Source organism: Halorubrum tibetense (assembly GCF_042661865.1).
Classification (GTDB): domain Archaea; phylum Halobacteriota; class Halobacteria; order Halobacteriales; family Haloferacaceae; genus Halorubrum; species Halorubrum tibetense.
The window spans coordinates 1-2,074 of record NZ_JBHSWW010000359.1 but is presented as its reverse complement, the minus strand read 5'-3'; the positions used below and the strand labels follow the sequence as shown (position 1 = coordinate 2,074).

The following is a 2,074-nucleotide window of genomic DNA, read 5'->3' as shown; positions in this document are numbered from 1 at the left end:
GGTGCTGGCCTCGCGGCCGGCGTCGTCGGCCTCGACGTCGACCGCGACGTGTATCGTGTCGGTGTGGACGACGGGTCGCCGTACGCCGACGCCGTGGAGGCGGAGCCAGCGCTGACGCTCGTTTCCGCCGATCGGGCGAGTTTGGGGACGACCGCGGACCTGATCGTCCACGACGACGGACGCGGCGGGGGTGTCGTCGCCGTCGCGACGGACACCCGGAAAGGCGAGGCCGCGGCCGCGGAGTTCCGGGAGGCCGTGGAGGCGCACAACGAGCGGCTGATGGCGGCCGAGACGAACGAGACGGCGGCGTTCCCGCTGTCCGTCACGCTCCGATACGTGACCCGCGGCGGGTCGCTCCCGGACACGTCGCTCGGGGGGACCGAGGATGAAGTCGGGACGGACGACGGGAGTGCGGACGGTGACGAGGCGGACGGGGACGCCGGAGGGAGCGGTGACGGGAGCACGAACGGTGGCGACGGTGGCACCGGCGATGTCGACGACGGAGGGGACGGTACTGACGGCAACGGCGAGGACGACGCCCTCGCGGTCCCGTCGATCGGCGGCGGACTGGGCGGCGGGGCGTTCGGCGGCGACTCCGTCGGCGCGCCCGGATCGATCACGCCCCCGTTCCCGTTCGCGTCGTTGGTGTTGGCGTTCGTCTTCCTCGTCCCGATGAACTTCATCGTGCAGGCGTACGGCTCGTCCGTGCTCGACGAGCGGACGAATCGGCGCGGGGAGCCGCTGCTCGTCACGCCACTCGCGCCCGTCGATATCGTCGCCGGCAAGACGCTCCCGTACGTCGCCGTCGCGGTCGGCATCACCGCCCTGATCGCCGGACTCGTAGGCGGCGGCGTGGTCTCCGTGCTGGCGATCCTCCCGATCGCGGCGACGTTCCTCGCGGCGACGTTCGTCGGCGCGGTGTTCGCGCGGTCGTTCAAGGAGCTCACCTTCGTCACGGTCGCGGTGAGCGTGTTGCTCACGTCCTACGCGTTCGTTCCCGCGATCTTCACCAACGTCACGCCGGTGGCGCTCATCTCGCCGCTCACGCTCGTCGTCTTCGATCTCCAGGGAGAGGCGGTCTCGCTCGGCGAGTTCCTGTTCGCGACGACGCCGACCGCGCTCGCGTCGGTTCTCCTGTTCGGACTCGGGCTCGGAGTGTACCGCGAGGAGGACCTGTTTACCCAGAAACCGGTCGGTCGGAAGTTCCTCGACGCGCTCGCGGCCCGGCTGTACGGGGTCGGTGAGGGCGTTCGTCGGCCGCCGGCGACGGGGATCGCGGCGCGGGTCCCGGAGCGGCTCCGCGGCGTGGGTGCAGTGGCGTTTCTCACGGCCTGTACGGTCCCCTTCGTGTTCGTTGCCGAGCTGCTCGCGGTCGCGGTCCTGTTCGCGCTGCCGGTCTCCGTGTCGATCCCCGTGCTGCTCGTCACCATCGCGTTCATCGAGGAGGTCGCCAAGAGCGTTCACCTGTACGCCGGCTTCGAACGTGGCGTGTTCGCCCGAACCGACCGGGTCGCGCTCGCGGTCGGACTCGCCTCCGGGCTGGGCTTTTTCGTCGCGGAGAAGGCCACCGCAGTGGTCCAGGCGATCGGGCTGACGGAGCTGTACGTGGGCCGTGCTGCGTTCGGGTCGGTCGCGGGCGTCGCCGGACTCTCGCCCGCCCTGCTCGTCGCGCTGTTTCTCGCCCCTCTCGTCGTCCACGGGTTCACCACGGCGGTGACCGCCGTCGGGGCGAGTCGGAACCGGACGTACTACGCCGGCACGCTCGTGGTGGCGACGCTGCTCCACGCGGCGTACAACGTGGGGGTGTTGGGGATCCATGGGTAGTCGTCTGACGGTTGCCAGGCGGGAGATACGCGGGCTGCGCGCGGAGAAAACGATCCTGCTTGCGATCGGGATCCAGCTGTTCATCGCCGCCTTCTCCTCGTTTCTCGTCGTCGGACTGGTCTCGATGTACGACCCCGCCGCGCTCGACGGTGCGGAGGTGGAAGTCGCGGGCGCGGGCGACGCCGTCGCCGATCTCGAACGCGCCGCCGCCGACACCGCAGGTGCGTCCGTAACGCCGTACGAGAGCCCC

The 2,074-nt window shown here is 70.6% G+C and carries 1 protein-coding gene and 1 pseudogene; both read left to right on the top strand.

What is annotated here, in order from left to right; genetic code table 11:
- Positions 1–1,824: ABC transporter permease family protein (locus ACFQEU_RS15000; RefSeq protein WP_379783458.1), on the top strand; the 1,824-nt coding region annotated here is incomplete at its 5' end.
- Positions 1,817–2,074: pseudogene (locus ACFQEU_RS14995) on the top strand (ABC transporter permease); the annotation flags it as partial. The gene ACFQEU_RS15000 and the pseudogene ACFQEU_RS14995, both read left to right, overlap by 8 nt.